A 17,493-nucleotide genomic window follows, 5' to 3' on the forward strand; every position below is an offset into this window, starting at 1 on the left:
TTAAGAATGAACTGATTGAAAATCAGGTCTTACTGCCAAAATGCCCGTAACCAAACTATTAAAACACTTCTACAATTTAACTCATTATTTTATATGAATAATTTTTATAACTATTTGAATGTTTGTCATATACGATTTTGACCTAAGAAAAATAGGCTCAGCTAAAATAGCTAGAGTCTATTTTGCAAGATGAATTTAATTCACATAAAGTGAGATGTTCAGCGCAGATTAGTCACAACGTTGTAAGCCGCGATCGAGTTTAGTTAAAAACTCATAACCATTATCAGTAATGAGAATCATATCCTCTAACATAATCGAACCGATCCCAATACCGTAATAGGGTGTTTCAAGGCTTAACACCATCCCAGGCTGGAACGTTTCAGTCGCTAATGTACTGATGAAAGGTGCTTCTTCTAATCCCAAAAATACACCATCACCGTGCCCTAGATGACCACGATTATAATGTGGCAAGCCCGATTTTTTAATGACGTCCATGGTGGAATCAAAAACATCTTTTAATTTAACCCCCGGTGCCACCCTTGAGAGCATATGTTCATGACCGATTCTAATGGTGTCATATATCTGCTTTGCTAGTGGGTCCGGCTCCCCCAGAACAAAAGTTCGCGCCAGATCGGCACCATAACCTGCAACATCCACACCGCAGTCAAACTTAATTAAGTCTCCCGGCTTAGCTGGGGTGTCATCCGCCAGCATTTTAGGCGAGAAGTTATCGCCAACCGAAATAAGATTGAAACGGGAGAAGTTCGTTTCCGGGAACGTCATTACTGCGGCTTTGTATGCCGCCGTCAATTGTGCCGCAGTACAACCGACGCGAATTTCTTTCGCTGCACGGGCAATACCAAACTCGGTTATCTCAGCACTTTTGCGCAGATGTTCAATCTCCCACGGGCTTTTGATCATCCTGATTTCATTAAATAACGGCGTTGAATCAACCAATTTCAGCCCTGGCGCTACTTTGTCCAGAACACCTTTTCCCCCGTTAGACATGGCATGTAATTCAATGGCAATGGTCTTACCCAGCACCCCGGCGTCCTCAAGCGCTGCTTTGACTAAACTAAAAACAGCTTCAACTGGCGGGCCAATCGGCCGCTCACGCTTGGTCTGATGATTAAGGGGATTGCGTGGAGAGTCGACATCGACCCACACCGGAAAGGTTTTTAGCACCATATTCGGCATATCAAAGTGGGCACTGGCTGCCTCAAACTCATTCATGATGATTTGCGAAGGAATTGCTGCATCACGGAACATAATCACCACCGCCGCACCAGTGTGGCGGAAGGTATACATAAAGAAGCTGGCGAACCCAGTGAGATAGTAGAAATTATCACAGACGGTGACCACCAGAGCATCAAGCCCTTCTCGCTCCATTACCGTACGGGCTTTGCGGCTTACCGCGTCTAAATGCGCAATCTTTTCTTTATTCACCAAACTTTCCTTCAAGGCTTATTTTATCTGTGATCTGAATAATATACCTAAAGTCATTGAAGTTGCAGGTGCAGAGCCAGGACAATTTATTACCGATTAATCAATCGTGTAATTCACCGACATCACTCCTTTTTTCTCCGAAATGGACTGAACAACAACCTTTCCCACATCGCGCAGCGAACTAACATGTGTTCCGCCACAGGCATACGCGGGCAATTCACCAAATCCGATTTCGCGAAAATCACCCTGGATCAACGTCTGTCGGGCTAAATCCTGATGAATAAACTGCTCTAAAGCTATCTGAACAGTATTAATATCAATTGGATGCGGATTTTCAGTTCGTTTAAATGAGACTCGGCCCTCACCCGGCCAGTGATGTGCCTTTATTGGCAACCAGCCATAACTTTCGCCAATATTGCCAATGATATGCCCAGCGGAATGCATGCGTGCATTCAGAAAACGCCGGTCACTGTCGATACACGCAGGTTGTATCCCTAATGCAACGGGCAGCGCCACATAATGAACTAATTGATGTTGCTGCTGCACCACATGTAATACCGGGCTGCCGCCAATCATACCGGTATCGCAAGGTTGCCCACCGCCTTGTGGATGGAAAATAGTAGCCTGCAATATTAAAGCAAATCGCTCACCATCAGGAGTACAACTCAGGACATTTACATCCGTAGCCAGCGTATCGTTATCAAAAAATAGACGAGTAGTCACAATCATTATCCTTTTATCATTTCCATTATGATTATATTAATGTCAGTCTATCGTGATAATCCGTCATAACCTCAAAGGACTGTTGCGCTGTGAGCATAAATACGCCTCTGACTCCGCTAAGCGAAATGGCTATTTTCGTTAAAGTGGTAGAAACCGGCAGTTTCTCGGCAGTTGCACGCCAGTTAGGCGTTTCACCTTCAGCAATCAGCCGTAGCGTCAGCCGACTCGAAAAAGCGCTGGCTACGCGCTTATTGCAACGAACTACGCGTAAATTGCGATTGAGCGAAAGTGGCGAAGAGGTTTTTAAACGCTGTCATGCGATGCTTAGTGCAGCCAATTCAGTGATGGAAGTCAGTGGCCAGTACAATCTGGAACCGGAAGGGCTTATTCGTATCAGTGTACCAAAAGCGGTTGGCCGTTTTGTCGTTCACCCGCATATCCCTGAATTCTTGCGCCGCCACAGTAAAATAGATGTACAACTGATCTTAGATGACCGCTACGTTGATTTAATTGATGAAAATATCGATTTGGCAATTCGTATTACTGACCAACCCCCTGCTGGAATGATTGGCCGGCAATTGATGACTATCGAACATTTGTTGTGCGCCACACCCGAATATCTCGCCGCCCATGAGGTTCCCCTGCATCCTCATGATTTAGCGCACCATAGCTGTATTTATCTCGGAGAGACGCCGGGAGACGCCCGCTGGAAATTCCGTCAAGGTAGCAAAGCGGTAACTGTCGCGGTACGGGGCCGCTACGCAGCTAACCATACCGGTGTCAGGCTAGATGCTGTCTTGCAGCATATAGGTATCGGCAGCCTACCTTATTTTACGGCCAGAACAGCATTGCAACAGGGACTGATAGTACCGGTATTACCAGAATGGCGCTTTATCAGTTCGTACAGCGGTGGCTTATGGTTACTCTACCCGCCAACCCGCTATTTACCCCCCAAGCTGCGCGTATTTATTGATTATATTGTCAGTTGTTTGCGTAAAGAACCCAACTTACCCCCCGCGGCGGTTAAATTACCCGCGATTTAATATGCTGTATTAAACCCAACTAAGTCGCAGGTTAGGTACCTACGGTGCAATTACCGTTTTTTCGCCAATAGTGTCGCAAAGCGCAGTTTTATCCGATTACCTTCGGCGTCGGTCTTATGTAATTGCCCAACATCTTCGTTGTACTTAATAATATCCCAATCTTTATAGTAATGGCTTAACTCACCCGACTTTAATGTAAAGGAGAACGGCACAGTACAAGGGAAGTCATCCGTAGACATGGCAGAGATAATCAAATTATAACCACCGGACAAGGTACACTCCTGCATATTATTAATAATAGAGGGAATTCTTTCCGGTTGTAGGAACATCAGGACCACAGTCGATAAAATAAAATCATAGCGGTTGTCCACACTGGCTTCATTAATATTGTAAGTGCTGGCGGTAATATTTTGCAGATTTTCCTGTACTATAATCTGCTGTAAATTATGGATACTATCGCTATTTTTGTCTACCGCCGTGACATCAAAATCCAATAAATTCAAATACAAAGAATTACGACCAGAACCACAACCTAAATCTAATGCTTTACCCGGTTTAACCATTTTCACGGCTTCAATGACTTCAGAGTGCGTCGGGGTTAAATTGTATTTTTTATGATAAAAATCTTCTGCCGTGCAATAGAAACTGAGTTGGCATTGCAGGTCATCTGAACATGCGGCAATACGGTGCCAGACTTGGGGTTCTATAAAGGGTGGCTGCTGCTCACAAGAGAAGCTATGCCTCGCCAAAGTATTCCCCGCTTCATCGAGGATCAGAAAATCCATCTCCCCGTTTAGAATGGTCAGTTTGGCCCAAGTACCTGCCTTGGTATTGTGTTTTTCCCGGAACATCGCCGGTACAGCGGTACTATTCCAGACAGGTAACTCTTTATAACACAGCAGTGCTGATGCATTTCCCATACTGATATTCCTCAGATAACTTAAAGATGTATTTAATATGCAACATATAATACAGCATTAACATTATCAAATGAAGCCGTCGGAACAAACAAATTCGGCACGAGATTTGGTTTATTTAAATCAATCAACAAATTGAAATAAAAGATAATATTACATCAAGGCATTGTGTGTTTAATCGTTTTTAAGTTTTCGATATGGTCGGCCAGTTTTTGAATATCGTCATCCGTCAGATGTGCTTTGGCCTTATTACCCCGGCCAACAATCTTGCCATCGCGGCGAGCAGTTAGACCATCAACAATTTCATCACGCGATAACGATATCAGTGGCGGTGCCTTATCCAAGCCTTTGCGATCAGCCGAACGCCCATGGCAACTTGAACAGGTTTGTTTATAAATATGCTCACCGTCAGTGGCCGCCTGAGCCGTGACACTGAGCAGCAGGACACCCACGCTTAACAACAGCACTGCTTTCATTATGCACCCGCCGCCCATTGTTGGAACAACGTAACCAGCGCCTGCTCATTACGCGCGCCCTGATGCAATTGCGTCACTTTACCACTGCGGTCAATCAGAAAAGAAGTCGGGGTGCCAATAACCTGGTAGCGTTCTTGTGTGATACCTAATTGATCACGAATAACCGGATAACTAATATTCCGCTGTGCCAACACCGGATTGATATCCACCTGTTCAGGATCGGTGTTAATCGCCACAACCACGATATCATCCCGATATTCCTGACTCAGTTTATCCAGTGCCGCCATTTCAGCCAGACAACCGCCACAGCTAGCTGACCAGAAATTGAGGTACACCTGCTTACCTTTCCATTGATCAAGTGCCACCGGCTTGCCTTTTAGGTCATAAGCTGCCAATTGCGGGGCCGCTTCACCCACCACCAACTCTTCTTGTTTGCACGCGCTAAGTAGCAATAACACACCACACATGCCGATAACTTTTAACCGATTACGCCACATGATGACGGCTCTCTTCATTAAGATATTTACCGTGCTGGAGCCGGATTATCCGATCAGCAACACACCCTAAATCTGGATTGTGGGTAACCATGACAATGGTTCTACCCTGACGATGAATATGGTTTAGCAGATCCAGCACCCGCTGTTCATTCTCTTCATCAAGGTTGCCGGTCGGTTCATCAGCAAAAATGATAGGGGGCTGATTAACAAGCGCACGTGCAATACACACTCGCTGTTGCTCACCACCAGAGAGTTGGCTAGGCAGATGCCCCATACGTGGTGTCATCCCGACCTGTTCTAAAACCTGCCGCGCGGCGTCTTCATCAACCACACTGTGATAATGCTGCGCTAACATAATGTTCTCTAACGCAGTCAGGTAAGGAATCAGGTGAAATTGTTGAAAAACCAGCCCTATCTTGTCAGCCCGAAACTGCCTGCGGCCTTCTTCGTCTAAGCCTGCGGCATCAATACCGTCAAGTAACACCTGCCCTTCGCTAACGGTATCCAGACAGGTCAGGATATTCATTAATGTTGTTTTACCTGAGCCGGACGCCCCCATAATCGCGACAAACTCACCACGATTAATGCGAATATTAATGTCTTCCAGCGCTGTAACTTGACCAAAACGCTTATATAAATGTCGGGTTTCAATGACGGCATCCGCGGTGTATTCAGGTTTCACCCGTGTTAATGGCGATGTCATTTGCTACTCTCCTTTCAGGACTTTAGCGGGTTCGATATGAATAGCCCGACGGGTGGGAACAATGGCCGCCACGGCGGCGACTAACAATGACAATATCAGGGTCAATGGCAGTACTGGTGCTCGCAAAGCGATTGCCGCACTGAACACCGTCTGGCCCAATACTTGCGCCAACACATACCCAAGCAAAGCACCACAGACTGCGGCAGCCAGCGATATAATCAGTGTTTCAGTCAGCATCTGACGAATAATATCGGCACCACTGGCACCCAATGCTTTTTGCAAGGCGAACTCTTTTGAACGCTCACCCACTATCGCCATTAAGGTGGTGTTAACGCACAGTGATGACAAAATGAGGATCACCACCGAGACCAGCCCCATCAGCCCTTTTATTTTATCAAGCACTTGTCCTTCAGAAGCCGAAACCTTACGGATTGGCCGAATTTCAAGATCGGGATATTGCTCACGCAGGCGGCTGGCAAATGTTTCAACCTGCCCCACATCATTACTGACACTAAGGAGCGCATTGCTGATATGCCCCGGTTGATTGAGCCATTTTTGTGCCAGTTCAAGATTGACGATTAACATGTTATCCGTGGCGTCACCCGCTTCAACAATACCTTTGACCTGAAGACGCTGGCGAGTCGCTCCATTCACCAATGTAATGGTATCGCCTACTTTGACGTGCAAGCGTTCGGCAAGTTTGACACCAATCATGGCATTGCGATCATCAAAACTGACGCCGATCCAGTTGCCGGTGACTTGCCAGTAGGGAACGAGCTGTTGTAGGGATTCAAACCATACCCCCATCAGCACCACTTTTTCCAATTCGGTGCGGGCCATACCATAAATATAGGGGCTGGAAGCATTGATAAGCCCTTTGGGTGCCGCATCTATAATTGGCTGAAATCGCTGTTGTTCAAAAGAGTTACCATGCCCTGGGCCGATATAGAAATTGGCACCAAAGGTTCGTAACTCCTGACTCATTTTGGCATTAATATCGAAATAAACTGCTGACATTGCGGTGACAATCGCTGCACCAACAGTGAGTGCGGCAAATACCACACTGACCCGTTGCATCCGCAGGCGCAGTGCACGTAATACTAATCGCCAGAACATACTATTACTGCCTTTATGCTGAATTGCCCGATGATTAACGGCCATAAAGCACCTCCACCGGATAGAGACTGGCAATACGCCGGGCAGGGAACCAGGTACCTATGACGGCAATCAACACGGATATCACCAGCACACAGGGCACCACCATCCAGGCAAAACTGAGTGGAGCGCCAAACAACATCAGGCCAATGGTTTTTGCCAAGCCCCAGCCAGCCAAACAGCCTGCCAGACCACCAATCAAGCCACTGATTGCTGCTTCAAGATAAAACAGCATCAAAATTTGCCACTGACGCGCCCCCAATGCTTTCATCAAACCAATCTCTTTCGCGCGTTCCATAATCGTGCTGGTCATCAGCGATGCAATCCCCATTGCCGCAGCAATCAACGCCGCCAGCGTAACCACCGCCAACAGCAGTTGTATCTTTTCAATCACCACCCCTTCAGATGCAGCAACTTGCCAAATTGGCCGCACTACGGAGCCAGAAATAGCCTCTTCCAATTGGTGTGCAATTGAAGAAACATAAGCAGTGCAATACCACAGGTCATATTCTTCGGCATTAAGGGCTTCAAGGTTTTCGCGCGCTTTACGCGACAACTCATTTTCTGGCACAGTCAATGCTGAAACCCGCACTGCCTGGATTTTTCCTGGCAAGCCGAGGAGTGATTGCACTGCGCTTAGGGGTAATACCAGGCGGCTCTCTTCTTCACCACCACTACTCAGCACCCCACTTATCTTCACCGTTAGTGGGCCAGAGGCACCGTTGAGGTGCAACTCATCACCGACTTTCCAACCAGTTTGCTGTGCCAGTTGTTTACCTAACAATGCCTCAGCCGTTGTCGCATCGGCTTTAACTGGCTCCTGCGGCCAGTTACCACTAACCTGCCAATACGGGCTGATAATTTGCTGACCAGTGTGATAGTCCTCTTCATCGGGTACATCAACCGGCTGATTAAAATAGGTCCCCAGCAGCGGAATAATTTGCCCCTTAACATCAGTTTCGCCGCTCAGTAATGGCGCAAAACCGACAATATTGTTACGCCAAAAAATATCTTTGATATTGGGTAACTCAGCTTGATCGAGGAAATCCTGCCCGGTAAGTGGGTTACTCTGCTCGCCGAATAATGACGGCAGTGCCACCTGCCCAGCAGGTTCAATCAAAATATTGGCACCATAAGACTTCAACTCACGTGACATTTTATCGCCAATATCTATCGATACCGCCAACAATGACGAGATGAGTCCGGCAGCAAGGAAGACCGTAAATACCGCCAGGGATTTACGCCGGACATTCCTGAACCAAGACTGCTTGAGCATGCGCCATAACATAATTATGGATTCTCCTGCGTGTCACTGTCTTCACTACTGGCAACCGGCGTCACAAACTGCTCCGGGTGTTCACGGAAACGGTTGTAATTCGCCTCAGATGAGAAGAAATAGGTATTCTCGCCATAACTGTACTTATATTCGGCCTTTTGATTGGTGAGGCGAGTTTTATCAACCGGATCAATTACATCAAGCGTTACTACCGTGGTGAAGTAATTGACACCCGCCTCCAAAGAGGCTTTGGGAATGACTAACTCTTTATCGTCACTTTTCCACCCCTCCAACGGTATCGGGTTACAGCCCCCTGCTTTACCGATCGACGGAATGAAAATATGCACGGCGCAGGCAACGCAAATGACCTGATTGCCTTCCATGACATACCCTTGATCACCACACAACAAGCAGGCATCGAAAACCACACTCAGGCGCAGACGATCGGGATAACGGTTAATAATAAAGAAACGTACTGCTTTACCATCATCGGCGACCCAGACAAAACGATGCAACTTACCATCACGTACCTGCTCTACTGGAATACGGACTAAACCATCAGCCGAGAGTGTCACGGGTAAAGCCTCGGACAACTGGGGCGGTTGAGAAGCGACTTTATCCCAGTAGAGTTGAGCACCTGCGGCTATTACCCATGCCAGCAAGGAAAAAACAAAGATTCGGCGTACATTACGGTAATCAGCTAATGCTTTACGGTGAGCAATCGGGTCTGAATTTTCACCGACGATCCGGCGGGAATTCCGTAACGGTATCAAGTAACACAGCGTCGTAAATGCCAGAAGCAGCGCACAAATGTAACTCAACCAGGCATGCCCATTGGTAACTAAAGCGACATAACTGAGTAGTGATTTGGTCAGTGGCACAACCTGTAACTTCATTAATAACAGAATGCCGTCGCCACTGAGTGGCAAAATCAGTAATACCGTTATCAGTATCAATAGTGGCCAACGACAACGAGGCAATTGCCTGACCATCATCAGCAATAATACGGCACTGAAAATCACCCAGCCAAATGCCACGACAATAGCCGCCAAATTAAGCAGTAAATCGGTGTTGATGACATGGGTATTGGTAAAGGCACCGAGATTCGGGTTATTACCCCAATTGAATGCCGCGCCCAATACCAACAGGGCTTGCCAGACATAACCTAACGATCGGCGGAGCGTAAATTGACTTAACAAGAATAACAGCAGTGCGAGAAGTTGCCCCCCCGCCAGAACTAACTGCAATTGCTGCGATTTTGGGTAATGGGTACCGGCCCAAATACCCAAGATAGCCATGAGTATCGTTATCCATACCACCCGGTTCAATGCAGGAGCTGGCCTGAATGCCCAACTTAACCCCAATAACAACGCTACCGGTAAAAAGGCTTGTAGCACGGAAACAAAAAAATAACTCATTAGCACACACCTTGGGCAAGATAATCACAACACCTGCCAGTTATCACTGATCAGCTTTTACATCGCGCGGATAAAAACGCGCTGACCATCCAGCATTAAGAAAAAGCCGCGATAACTGTTTTAGTCATCGCGGCCATTGTTATCAATTCAAACCGGTATATTTAAAGTCATAGCTCACATCAAACGGTTTCCACCAGCGGCCAACACCCGTTTCGCTATCAGTATGGCGATGTAATCCGGCTTTAGATGGCTCACTGATATGGTAAGTAACTTTATAGTTACCTACACCCATCATTTTAATATTGGCACCGTAGTGTGGACCGTCACTGGCAACCATCGGCATGAATGTGCCTTCTTGTTTGGTACCAGTATCCGTATTCACCAAGGTATAAGCGATAGTCAGGTACGGCATCCACTCACCGGCACCAAATCCATTCTTATTGCCTTCGGTGGCATGGATATCTGCCTCCAGATGAATGTCAGCTTTCGCGGCAGGCAAACCCATGCCACGCGGTTCCATATCGATTGGCTGCAAGTAAACTGCAGCAATTTCCATATCGTTGATCTTGATAGGCTCGCCAGCCGGATACTCTTTAAAGGCGAAAGCAGCAGGCGCTGCAAAAATGCTGGCGATAATGCTGCTGGCAATAATCGTTTTCTTCATGGTCATGTAGCACACCCTCTGGTATCAAATGATAATTACATTGTCGTTATTCACACCGGCATCATGCCGGACCATTACGCTGAGACAGTACGACCACGCCGTTGCATTACCCAAAGAGCAACCAGCGCAGCAATCAGTAATATCCCTTGAGGAATCAATGTTTCCAGATATGGATAGATCCCCAACCAACTGATTTCAGGTACGCCCGGTAGCAATGTCGGCTCAAACAATTTACCTTCAATTAGTTCAAGAACACTCTTACCGGCAAATACAAACGCCATTAGGTACATAAAGCCACCGGTAAACATAAAGAAGGGTTTGAGTGGCAATTTGACTACGGTAAAGCGCATGACCAGATAAGCTGCCAGCAAGAATACACAGCCAACGCCAAAACCTGCCAGAATCGACAAGTGGCCGCTAGTGGTACTGGCATCGCCCATCAGGGCCAGATAGAACAGTACAGTTTCAGCACCTTCGCGATACACCGCCAGGAAGCTTGTCAGCCATAACCCGACCATCGATCCACTACTGAGTGATTTAGAAAATTTCCCTTCGAGATAAGCTTTCCATTGCCGTGCTTCAGTCTTCGACAATAACCAGTAACTCATTGAGAACAGCATCACCACGGCAATCATCATGGTGAAACCTTCTAATAACTCACGACTTTGCCCTGAATTAGCAAATAACCACTGGAAGACGAAAGCGGTTAGCACGCTGGCGATTAAGGCCACTACAACGGATTGACGAATGAGCGGTAATTTATCCTGATGGTTGTTTTTCACCAGATAAGCCACTATCGCGGCAACAATCAGTAAAGCTTCCAGCCCTTCACGCACAATAATCAGCAGGCTGTAGATGAACAGACTCCAGTTGGTTTCATCCCCCCCACCGAGCATCTCTACAGCACTGGCCAAATCCTTTTGCAACGCGACGGCTTCGGCTTGTAACTGTTCGACTGGCTGACCGGCTTTCATCAGGCTGACTAAACGAGTGAAATGCCCCTCTAACGTCGATTTAAATGCAGCATCACGTGAACCAACTTTATTCTCCATGCCACTGGCTTCGAACAAATCAAAGTAGGTATCCTGCACAGCCATCATTGCCGGTGTAGTCTGCCCCTTTTGGTACTGACTAATAGCATCGCTGATGGCCTGATTTATCTTACTGGAAACAGCCGCCCAATCGGCATTAGCTTGTCCGTCAGAACTAGCAGCCGATGCCGAAGATTGCCCAACGTTGGCTTGATCTGCGGTGACGGGTTGCTGTTCACGCGTTGTGGGTAAGCCTGGAAGGGTGTCTTCGATAGTTTGTAGTAAACCGGTGACACGATAGGCAACTTCCGTTATTTGGTCTGGCTTGCGAGTGAGATCGATTAATGCGGTAAATTGTTGGTTAATTGCCGCTGCTGCTTGTGCGGAACGATTGCCCCGCACTGACATTTCCATTTCAGAGTTTTTAAAACCCTGATAATGAGCCTGTTGCACGCTTTCGCTGGCCGCGGCGAACTTCCCTTCTTGATATTCGCTTATGGCTTGTGCCAGTAAGTCATCAATGATCTTGAAACTCTGCTGCCAGTACAGTGCAATTTCACTGTTTTCATAAGCTGCATGTTGCTGTTCTGCATTAAGTTTATGCCCATCGGTCAGTATAGGCAGTACCGCAGTGAGTTCACTTTTAAGCCAATTAATTTTATTATCAACTTCCGCTTGCGGCTTGCCCTCCCCAATCATGCGCCGGATTTCACCAAAAGCGGCTTCCATCTGATAACTCTTCTGGGCAGAGATATTGATACGAATCGGGCCTTCGAGGTTTTCGAAAACTTCAAAGTACGCCATCTGCACCGTAGTACGGGCTTCATCATTGTTCTGTTGTTGGTACAACTGAGACGTTTTATCGAGACGGGATTGGATATCATTAACCAACTGCGGGTAATCCGTCGCAGCCCAGGCTAATGAGGCTGATAGCCACCAACAGCAGCAAAGCAGAAAGAGTTTGTGCCAAGTTTGCATAATATGAGTAACGCACATGAAGTTGATAATGAGATTTATTAACATTAACACTAAACAAAGGAAATGTGTCTTGATCCGCATCAAAAAATATTTAGTTTCTTGAATTTTTGTTTAAAAATGCGGCGCACTACGCAATTTCTTCTTAGGAAAGTGCAAAAATAATTCAAATAGAAGGTTTTTTATTCGCTGGTTCTGAGGGGGACAAGAGTAGAAAACAACCTGGCCTGCTGCGGAAATACCACAGGCGTGCATAACCTAATTCCGCAGACAGGCATTTATTTAAGTGAAATTTAATCTGAGTAAAATATTAAATAACTAATTTAATTCATGTGGTCGCCAGTAATCTATTAGAAGAAATATTTAAATCTGGCACGTACACCGTAGCGGTCATCGTTTTCAGCATTAACCACTTTATTGTCAGGTGACACTTCCAATTTAGACCAGTAAGCACCAAGATATAAATTAAAGTTATTCATATCCATGATATTGGCAATTTTATAGGAGGTGTGGATCGTGTGAACATCATATTTATCAGGCGAGGTTAATATCCCCGAGGTAACTATCCCTGCATTTGCACTGTTGAAATATTCGATATCATTGTGTGCGTAAATATAACCAATTTCAAAGTTTCGCCATAAGATATTAGCCCCGGCACTGAAGTTCTTCTCATTGGTTGCATCCATATAAGCTGAGCTCAGATTAGCGACAATACCATTGTCAGGATCTTTATCCTGATTATTCCAAGTGAATGTTGCCCCATAGCCATTACGTTTCGATTGGTCCTGAAACTGGCCCTGATCATCACGATAACCATAGGCATTACTGATAACGTTACTTTCCATTGCTATAGCCGCAGAAAGGCTATCTTGTTTCCACGAAATCACCGGACGAACATACGCCACATTTTTTTCATTTTCCAGCGTATTACCATGATAAGTATTATTGGCAAATAACGTGGTTCCGTCTTTTAGAATGGTGTTAACTTCAAAATACCAGTTACCCAGAGTTTTACTGACCAGGAAGTTACCCCCATTGTTGCTGCGCCCACGGCCTTCTTTCATCATATAGATGTAACCATAGCCATCACTGTAAAGCTCATTCGCAGTATTACCTGAGTGTTGGACAAACGTATCCTGATTCAGTGGGAACATATCATAGGCTTCAAAGCGACCGACTTTCACCTTCCAATCTTTCTCATGACCAAAGAAGAAGGCTGCATCATCGAGGTTCATATGACCACCAATATCAGCCAGTGGCTGTACAGTGAAACCTGCGAAATTGCCATTATTCATACGCCGATAACCATCCAGACCGATCAGTATTCTGCCATTAATATCCCATTGCTCTCTACTCCCCGCTTTCCAGTCTTTATTTGCACTGGTGCGTAGAGAAGTGAGCTGCCCACTTTTACTGGCAGCATCCATATTAATCTCAACATCACCGTATAATTTCAGATTCCCTTGTGGGGTCTCCCAGGACACTTCAGCGAATACAGGCAATGATAAAAGACTGGTAAGTCCAACCAGTATAAACTTATTCATAATAACCATCTCTATTTAGGATAATGTGAAGTAAAGTATTAGGCTCTCAAAATAAAGGCGATACTCAGCTCACCCATTTTTAAAGAGTTAATGATTTATTTATTTTTATACCCAGAAGTATCTTTTTGGCAAATAACCAGCCATGGTTAAATATTCATATTTGACCTCAGTGCAATAGTTAATTTAAATATTTCTTTGACTTACACAATGAATTTCATTTACCCAAGGCGATTTATCCTCGCTGATATAATAATACTAATTCATTGGTTAATTCACGGGCTAATAACGATGTCATTAAATGATCTTGAGCATGGACCATAATCAGTGTCATCGGTGTTTTGGCTTCCCCGGCATCTTGTTCGATAAGCTTGGTTTGCATCCGATGTGCGGCCTTGGTAAAGCCATCCGATTCTGATAACAGTGCATGCGCTTGAACAAAATCACCTTCACGGGCGGCTCGCAATGCCTCAAAACAAAGACTTCTGGCCTGACCGGCATTGACGATAATCTCCATTACGGCCTCTTCCAAATCAATCATTTCGCTCTACCTCATCAAAACCTTGATTATTTGCCGTTGCCGCAAACCATTCGCCACTTTTTTTCACGATACGTTGCTGCGTTTTCAAATCTAACTGAACAAAGCCATAACGATTCTTATAGGCATTACACCATGACCAGTTATCAATAAACGTCCACATATGATAACCAAGGCAATGGCTCCCTTGCGCCAAAGCACGGTGAACCCATTTTAAATGCTCGGAAACAAACTCAATACGATAACTATCATCTATCTGACCGTTGCGGCTGAATCGCTGTTCATTTTCGACACCCATACCATTTTCTGAAATAAAACAGCGCGGATTGCCGTAGTTTTTTCGTAAGTTGGTTAGGATATCGTAAATACCGGGTTCATAAATTTCCCAACCCCGGTGCGGGTTCATTTTGCAGCCTGGCATCTGATAATAATCGAACAGCCATTCTGGCATGAAGGGGGCTTCTGGATTAACCCGGCTATCGCGGCATTTAATTCTACGTGGCTGATAATAATTGATACCGAGTAAATCTACTTTACCCTCAACAATTAATTCACTGTCTCCAGGTTGGCAGGCAGGCAGCTGATCATAATCTTTCAGTAATGCCGTCAGCTCAGCCGGATACTCGCCGCGTAATACTGGATCGAGGAAACTGCGATTAAAAAGTAAGTCGGCGATATTAGCCGCTTTTACATCCGCAGGATTTTCAGAACGCGGATACGACGGCGTGAGATTTAAAATAATGCCAATCTCACCACCTAACTCACGTTGGCGATATTTTTTCACCGCCAAAGCATGAGCCAGCACGGTGTGATAAGCCACCGTGGCCGCCCGTTTGAAATCCACTACATTCGGATAATGGAAATCGTAGAGATAGCCACCTTCGACTGGCACGATTGGTTCGTTGAAGGTAAACCAATGTTGTACCCGGTCACCAAATAAACGAAAACAGGTATCGGCATATTCAGCATAGGCGTCCACTACATAGCGGCTTTCCCACCCCCCCAACTCCTGCATGACTGTTGGCATATCAAAATGAAACAGATTGATAAATGGGGTTATCCCCTGTGCCAGCAGTTCGTCAATGACACCATTGTAAAAATCCACTGCCTGCGGATTCACTTCACCTCGTCCGTTGGGGATCAGTCGCGCCCATGAGATGGAGGTACGGAAACTGTTGTGATTTAACTGTTTCAATAAAGCAATATCTTGCTGCCAATGTTGATAAAACGTTGATGTCTGTTGCGGCCCAATCTGCTGATGAAAACGCCCCGGTTGCTTGTCAAACCAAGTGTCCCAGACAGTGGCACTTTTACCACCACTCAAGCTTTCACCTTCGGTTTGCGGGGCTGAACTGGCACTGCCCCACCAAAAATCATGTGGAAATTGATACTTCATCATACTCTCCATAAAGATTAATCTAATCACGACTTAGCGGGTTTCGGCTGACTCAGCAAAACTCAGTTGTTGCTCTTTTTCCTGGTCGGCTTTCAGCAGGCTGCGCTCATAAGCTTTGAGGAATGGGTAGTACATCACCGCCGAGAACACCATACATAACAGACACATAACTACTGGACTAAACGCCCAATTGGCAGCCCAGGAAGCACCAATTGGCGCAGGCGTCGTCCACGGGGTTAATGACACAACTTGCGCTATCCACCCCAATTTGGTCGCGATATAGGCCAATGTAGCGTTGATCATCGGAACGAAGATAAAAGGCAGGAAGAACACCGGGTTCATGATGATGGGGGCACCAAACAGAATCGGTTCATTAATATTAAAGAAGCTTGGGACTATCCCCATTTTGCCAATAGTACGCAGATGAATGGCTTTGCTGCGTAATAGCAGGAAGGCCAGCGGTAAAGTCGAACCCACACCACCGATCAATAGGTAGTGATCCCAGAAACCTTGCAAATAGATATGAGGTAACGGCGCTCCGGCAGCTAAAGCCGCTTGATTTAGCGCCAAATTGGTCATCCAGAACGGGTTCATGATACCGGTCACAATCAATGCGCCATGGATACCGGCAAACCACAAAATTTGGCATAACAGAACCGACAACAAAATGGCAGGTAGCGAATCTGAGGCAGAAACTAAAGGTGCCAACAGGTGCATAATCGCTTCTGGAATAATCATTCCTGTGGAGGATTCGATAAATAAATTCAGTGGATGCAATGTCGCAACCACTGCCACTACGGGGATCAGAATTTCAAAAGATCGTGCAACCCCGGTCGGCACTTCTTTCGGCAGGCGGATAGTAATATTGTGGCGTTTGAGGAATGCATACAACTCCGTGGAATACACCGCGGTCACGATGGCGGTGAAAATCCCTTGTCCTGAGAAATATTGGGTTGAAATGTGCCCATCAGCATAAGGTGCTGCTACCAGCAAAAAGGACATCAATGCCAGCAGACCGGTCATGATTGGGTCCAACTTATATTGCCGCCCAAGGCTGGCACCAATCCCCACCGAGATAAAGAAGGTCATCACCCCCATGCTGAGATTGAAAGGCAGCATCAATTGCTCGCGATAGGTACTTGAGAAGTTTAACCAACCACGGGCAAAACCCCATGTGGTGTCCGCAGAAAACGGCGGAAAAATGAACACCAGCATAAATGAACCAATAATCATAAACGGCAGTGCCGAGGTAAACCCGTCACGAATGGCGATTATGTACTTTTGTTGCCCCAGCCGCCCAGCCAGTGGCGTAATGGTTTGCTCTATCATTCCAACCATTGCTTGGTAAAGAGAACTCATGGCAGATACCTTTTATTTCACTGCATTAATAAGAGATAAGGCGAAGTCGAGCACCTTATCACCGCGTTGCATACCGTAATCCATCATGTCGATAGTCATCACCGGGATCCCTAAAGGCTCAGCGATTGCCGCCAAATCACGTTGCATATATTTCACCTGTGGTCCCAATAGCACAACCTGATAGCGGCTGAACTGTTCATTGAATTCACTGGCACCGAAAGCATCAATCTGAACCTCAAGTCCGCGCGTTGCTGCCTCAGCCAACATTTTTTTCACTAGCATGCTGGTAGACATCCCGGCGGAGCAGCACAACATTATCTTTTTCATTACGTATC

At 46.1% G+C, this 17,493-nt stretch carries 17 protein-coding genes; 1 reads left to right on the forward strand and 16 read right to left on the reverse strand.

What is annotated here, in order from left to right; translation table 11 throughout:
• Positions 1 to 228: 228 nt before the first annotated feature.
• Positions 229 to 1,446: a peptidase gene (locus tag A6J66_007000; protein ID PNM23971.1), complete on the reverse strand. Its 1,218-nt coding sequence runs from the start codon at positions 1,444 to 1,446 to the stop codon at positions 229 to 231.
• 96 nt (positions 1,447 to 1,542) lie between these two features.
• Positions 1,543 to 2,169: a hypothetical protein gene (locus A6J66_007005; GenBank protein ID PNM26918.1), complete on the reverse strand. Its 627-nt coding sequence runs from the start codon at positions 2,167 to 2,169 to the stop codon at positions 1,543 to 1,545.
• An 89-nt stretch (positions 2,170 to 2,258) separates the two neighbouring features.
• On the opposite strand from A6J66_007005, the gene A6J66_007010 reads away from it, so the two are divergent.
• Positions 2,259 to 3,212 (forward strand): LysR family transcriptional regulator, encoded by a 954-nt coding sequence (locus A6J66_007010; GenBank protein PNM23972.1) that lies wholly within the window; start codon positions 2,259 to 2,261, stop codon positions 3,210 to 3,212.
• A 50-nt stretch (positions 3,213 to 3,262) separates the two neighbouring features.
• Here A6J66_007010 and A6J66_007015 read toward each other — a convergent pair whose 3' ends face one another.
• The 14 genes from A6J66_007015 to A6J66_007080 all read right to left on the reverse strand — a co-directional run bounded on the left by A6J66_007015 (position 3,263) and on the right by A6J66_007080 (position 17,485).
• Complete coding sequence (locus A6J66_007015; protein ID PNM23973.1) at positions 3,263 to 4,132, reverse strand: SAM-dependent methyltransferase TehB; 870 nt, start codon at positions 4,130 to 4,132, stop codon at positions 3,263 to 3,265.
• 155 nt (positions 4,133 to 4,287) lie between these two features.
• On the reverse strand, positions 4,288 to 4,605 hold the full coding sequence (locus A6J66_007020; protein PNM23974.1) for a cytochrome: 318 nt from the start codon (positions 4,603 to 4,605) through the stop codon (positions 4,288 to 4,290).
• Positions 4,605 to 5,102: a TlpA family protein disulfide reductase gene (locus A6J66_007025; GenBank protein PNM23975.1), complete on the reverse strand. Its 498-nt coding sequence runs from the start codon at positions 5,100 to 5,102 to the stop codon at positions 4,605 to 4,607. The genes A6J66_007020 and A6J66_007025 overlap by 1 nt, the downstream gene beginning before the upstream one ends.
• The gene (locus A6J66_007030) at positions 5,092 to 5,805 is read right to left on the reverse strand and encodes an ABC transporter ATP-binding protein (GenBank protein ID PNM23976.1); all 714 of its coding nucleotides are present in this window, start codon (positions 5,803 to 5,805) and stop codon (positions 5,092 to 5,094) included. The genes A6J66_007025 and A6J66_007030 overlap by 11 nt, the downstream gene beginning before the upstream one ends.
• Positions 5,806 to 5,808: 3 nt before the next feature.
• The gene (locus A6J66_007035) at positions 5,809 to 6,966 is read right to left on the reverse strand and encodes an ABC transporter permease (protein PNM23977.1); all 1,158 of its coding nucleotides are present in this window, start codon (positions 6,964 to 6,966) and stop codon (positions 5,809 to 5,811) included.
• Complete coding sequence (locus A6J66_007040) at positions 6,956 to 8,248, reverse strand: ABC transporter permease (protein ID PNM23978.1); 1,293 nt, start codon at positions 8,246 to 8,248, stop codon at positions 6,956 to 6,958. The genes A6J66_007035 and A6J66_007040 overlap by 11 nt, the downstream gene beginning before the upstream one ends.
• A 2-nt stretch (positions 8,249 to 8,250) precedes the next feature.
• The gene (locus A6J66_007045) at positions 8,251 to 9,654 is read right to left on the reverse strand and encodes a DUF2318 domain-containing protein (GenBank protein PNM23979.1); all 1,404 of its coding nucleotides are present in this window, start codon (positions 9,652 to 9,654) and stop codon (positions 8,251 to 8,253) included.
• Positions 9,655 to 9,796: 142 nt separating this feature from the next.
• Positions 9,797 to 10,324 carry an iron transporter gene (locus tag A6J66_007050; protein PNM23980.1) on the reverse strand — a complete coding sequence of 176 codons (528 nt, stop codon included), beginning with the start codon at positions 10,322 to 10,324 and terminating at the stop codon, positions 9,797 to 9,799.
• 68 nt (positions 10,325 to 10,392) lie between these two features.
• Positions 10,393 to 12,327, reverse strand: a complete 1,935-nt coding sequence (locus tag A6J66_007055; protein PNM23981.1) for an iron permease — start codon at positions 12,325 to 12,327, stop codon at positions 10,393 to 10,395.
• Between the two features lie 347 nt (positions 12,328 to 12,674).
• Positions 12,675 to 13,877 (reverse strand): porin, encoded by a 1,203-nt coding sequence (locus A6J66_007060; protein PNM23982.1) that lies wholly within the window; start codon positions 13,875 to 13,877, stop codon positions 12,675 to 12,677.
• A gap of 223 nt (positions 13,878 to 14,100) precedes the next feature.
• On the reverse strand, positions 14,101 to 14,406 hold the full coding sequence (locus tag A6J66_007065; protein PNM23983.1) for a PTS lactose/cellobiose transporter subunit IIA: 306 nt from the start codon (positions 14,404 to 14,406) through the stop codon (positions 14,101 to 14,103).
• A complete protein-coding gene (locus A6J66_007070; GenBank protein PNM23984.1) occupies positions 14,399 to 15,799 on the reverse strand; it encodes a glycoside hydrolase family 1 protein in 1,401 nt (466 codons plus the stop codon). Before A6J66_007070 ends, A6J66_007065 begins: the two co-directional genes overlap by 8 nt.
• Positions 15,800 to 15,832: 33 nt before the next feature.
• Positions 15,833 to 17,158 (reverse strand): PTS sugar transporter subunit IIC, encoded by a 1,326-nt coding sequence (locus A6J66_007075; GenBank protein PNM23985.1) that lies wholly within the window; start codon positions 17,156 to 17,158, stop codon positions 15,833 to 15,835.
• Positions 17,159 to 17,170: 12 nt separating this feature from the next.
• A complete protein-coding gene (locus A6J66_007080; protein PNM23986.1) occupies positions 17,171 to 17,485 on the reverse strand; it encodes a PTS sugar transporter subunit IIB in 315 nt (104 codons plus the stop codon).
• Between the last annotated feature and the right edge of the window lie 8 nt (positions 17,486 to 17,493).

The sequence above is a fragment of the Yersinia enterocolitica genome, from assembly GCA_002082245.2.
In the GTDB taxonomy this organism is placed as follows: domain Bacteria; phylum Pseudomonadota; class Gammaproteobacteria; order Enterobacterales; family Enterobacteriaceae; genus Yersinia; species Yersinia enterocolitica_E.